The 3175-nt window shown below is 53.1% G+C and carries 4 protein-coding genes and 1 pseudogene; 4 read left to right on the forward strand and 1 reads right to left on the reverse strand.

The features are described 5' to 3' along the window. The 4 genes from OKB81_RS19800 to iadA all read left to right on the forward strand — a co-directional run. Window positions 1-272, forward strand: a 272-nt coding sequence (locus OKB81_RS19800) for a hypothetical protein (RefSeq protein WP_270805406.1), incomplete at its 5' end; no start/stop codon positions are given. Then, window positions 214-900, forward strand: coding sequence for a nucleoside recognition domain-containing protein (locus tag OKB81_RS19805; protein WP_041205587.1), 687 nt, complete (start codon window positions 214-216; stop codon window positions 898-900). The genes OKB81_RS19800 and OKB81_RS19805, both read left to right, overlap by 59 nt. Then, window positions 897-1358: a YjiG family protein gene (locus OKB81_RS19810; protein ID WP_005326786.1), complete on the forward strand. Its 462-nt coding sequence runs from the start codon at window positions 897-899 to the stop codon at window positions 1356-1358. Before OKB81_RS19805 ends, OKB81_RS19810 begins: the two co-directional genes overlap by 4 nt. A gap of 12 nt (window positions 1359-1370) precedes the next feature. Then, complete coding sequence (iadA, locus tag OKB81_RS19815; protein WP_041205590.1) at window positions 1371-2537, forward strand: beta-aspartyl-peptidase; 1167 nt, start codon at window positions 1371-1373, stop codon at window positions 2535-2537. A gap of 533 nt (window positions 2538-3070) precedes the next feature. Here the strand turns inward: iadA and OKB81_RS19820 are convergent. Further along, window positions 3071-3175, reverse strand: a pseudogene (locus tag OKB81_RS19820) (IS6 family transposase); the annotation flags it as partial.

Here is a 3175-nt window from a genome sequence, read left to right on the forward strand (position 1 = left end):
TCAGGCAAGGGGCAACAGTGGATCAAGGGATGATCGTCTCACTTTTTCCTGTCAATGCCATCTGGGTGAACAGTTACCTGTCTGGAGATTCAGGGGGCCAGTCTACATTCTTGCATTTTCCCCATACCCATATTACTGTTAAAGTCATTGAGTTCAGGCCTCTTCTGGCCTGCCGCAACAAACAACATCATCAAAAAAATAACGGGGTTCGCTATGGCGCAACAAAGGGAACAGGCGGCGCTGCCGCCTGCAACAGAAAAAGTCGGACTTAAGGGATACCTGGCTTTTTTTCTGACCATCATTTTCTTTTCCGGCGTATTTTCCGGAACGGAAGGTTGGTGGCGTGTATTTGATTTTACCGTGCTGAACGGTTCGTTTGGCCAGATCGCGAATGGCGCTGAACAAACGACCGTAACCTTCCGGGGCGCGGGCGGTACGGGCGCAAAAGATGGTTTTCTTTTCGCGCTGGAACTCGCTCCCTCTGTCATTTTGTCACTGGGCATTATTTCTATCACCGACGGTCTTGGCGGACTGCGTGCGGCGCAACAGCTGATGACGCCCATCCTGAAACCCCTGCTGGGTATTCCGGGCATCTGCTCACTGGCGCTCATCGCTAACTTACAAAACACCGATGCGGCCGCGGGGATGACGAAAGAACTGGCGCAGGATGGCGAAATCACTGAGCGCGATAAAGTCATTTTTGCAGCGTACCAGACCAGCGGCAGCGCAATTATTACCAACTATTTTTCCTCTGGTGTCGCTGTCTTCGCGTTTCTGGGAACGTCCGTTATCGTCCCCCTGGCTGTCATCCTGGTGTTTAAATTTGTCGGTGCCAACCTGCTACGTATCTGGATCAATTTTGAAGAACGCCGTAACCCAACGCAAGGAGCACAAGCATGACCACTCAGGTACGCAAAAATGTCATGGACATGTTCATCGATGGTGCCCGCCGCGGCTTTACGATTGCCACCACTAACCTGCTGCCGAACGTGGTCATGGCATTCGTCATTATTCAGGCGCTGAAAATTACCGGTTTACTTGACTGGGTTGGGCACATTTGCCAGCCCGTTATGGCTCTGTGGGGACTTCCTGGTGAAGCAGCCACCGTGCTTTTAGCGTCGCTAATGAGCATGGGCGGCGCGGTAGGCGTTTCTGCCAGTCTGCTCACGGCGGGAGCCTTAAATGGTCACGACGTCACGGTGCTGCTTCCGGCGATATACCTGATGGGTAACCCTGTGCAGAACGTGGGTCGCTGCCTCGGTACCGCCGAAGTTAACGCCAAATATTATCCCCATATCATCGCCGTGTGTGCCATCAACGCACTGCTGTCGATCTGGGTTATGCAGAGCATTGTTTAAAAGGGAATTCTCATGCCTGATTTATCCTTCGCAGAGTTTACGTTGATGCAAGGTGCACACCTTTACACCCCGGAAGACCAGGGAATCAGAGACGTGCTTCTCGCCAACGGCAAGATTATTGCTGTGGCACGCGATATCTCTCCTCACATCGTGCCAGATTGTAAGGTTATCAATCTCAGAGGACTGATTCTGTGTCCTGGCTTTATCGATCAGCATGTTCACCTGATTGGCGGCGGTGGTGAAGCGGGTCCCACTACCCGTACGCCAGAAGTCAGACTGAGCAGACTGACCGAAGCCGGGGTCACGACCGTCATTGGTTTGCTCGGCACCGACTCCGTGACCCGTCACCCGGAATCGCTTCTGGCGAAAACACGGGCGCTGAATGAAGAAGGGATCACCGCCTGGATGTTAACCGGCGCTTACCATGTACCTTCACCGACAATCACCGGTTCGGTAGAAAAAGATGTGGCGCTGATCGATCGCGTCATCGGCGTTAAATGTGCAGTTTCAGACCACCGTTCTGCCGCGCCTGGCGATTATCAACTGGCAAACATGGCAGCGGAATCCCGCGTGGGTGGCCTGCTGGGCAGCAAACCGGGTGTCAGCGTGTTCCATATGGGCGACAGCAAAAAGGGGCTTAAACCGCTGTATGACATTCTGGAAAATAGCGATGTACCGATGAGCAAGCTGCTTCCCACCCACGTTAACCGCAATGAGGCGCTGTTCGAAGAAGCACTGGCTTTTGCGCTCAAAGGCGGCACCATCGACATCACCAGCGGCATCCCCGATCCTGTCGCACCGGCTGAAGCTGTCGCCCGGGCACTGAAAGCCGGTATCCCGCTTGCCCGGATAACGGTCAGCTCGGATGGTAATGGTAGCCAGCCGTTGTTTGATGATGCCGGAAAACTGACAGGGATTGGTGTGGCGGGCTTCGAGAGCTTACTTGAAACCGTGCAGTCATTAGTCAACGATTACGGGTTTACCCTGACCGATGCATTGCGTCCGCTGACGACCAGTGTGGCAGGCTTTCTTAACCTTTCCACTAAAGGTGAAATTGCTCCTGGAAAGGATGCCGATCTGCTGGTTATGACACCAGAATTATGTATTGAGCAGGTTTATGCTCACGGCAAACAGATGGTGGTTGACGGTAAAGCCTGCGTGAAGGGTACCTTCGAGTAAGGGTAATCGGTTATCAGCCGTCAATCCGGGCCATTTTCTTCTCCAGCTATTTGGGATTATCGGGTCGAGCAATGGAACTCTTTCGTTGCGCTCCCACGGAACCGGACATGACGGTCTCCTGTAATCCAGTACGCCACAAAACCCGTCCTTTAGGGCGGGTATAACTGACCGGAACCCGCAGGGATGTGCGAAGCGCATAAATGCCGTTCACGCCGACGTTCCGCTCCACAGCATACGCCAGCCAGAACTGGAATATCGAGGTAATCGAACCAGATTTCCCCGGCTTAACCATCGTTAAGCCGCTCGGCCTGTTCAGGGCAGATGGAACCCTCGCCTTACTGATAAACTTTTTTACCCATCATTGATATTGTATATGGGCACTCTTTGATGTTTCCGGACACCGTTTTGGTATAGCTGGACTTGATACCTGCAACGGCAACCGAGGACGTCAGGCCGTAGGCCTGGTCAAGCTTCACGCAGTGGCACTGTTGCAAAGTTAGCGATGAGGCAGCCTTTTGTCTTATTCAAAGGCCTTACATTTCAAAAACTCTGCTTACCAGCCGCATTTCGCCCAGGGGATCACCATAATAAAATGCTGAGGCCTGGCCTTTGCGTAGTGCACGCATCACCTCAATACC

The sequence above is a fragment of the Aeromonas sp. QDB56 genome (assembly GCF_027705505.1).
Lineage (GTDB): Bacteria > Pseudomonadota > Gammaproteobacteria > Enterobacterales > Aeromonadaceae > Aeromonas > Aeromonas caviae.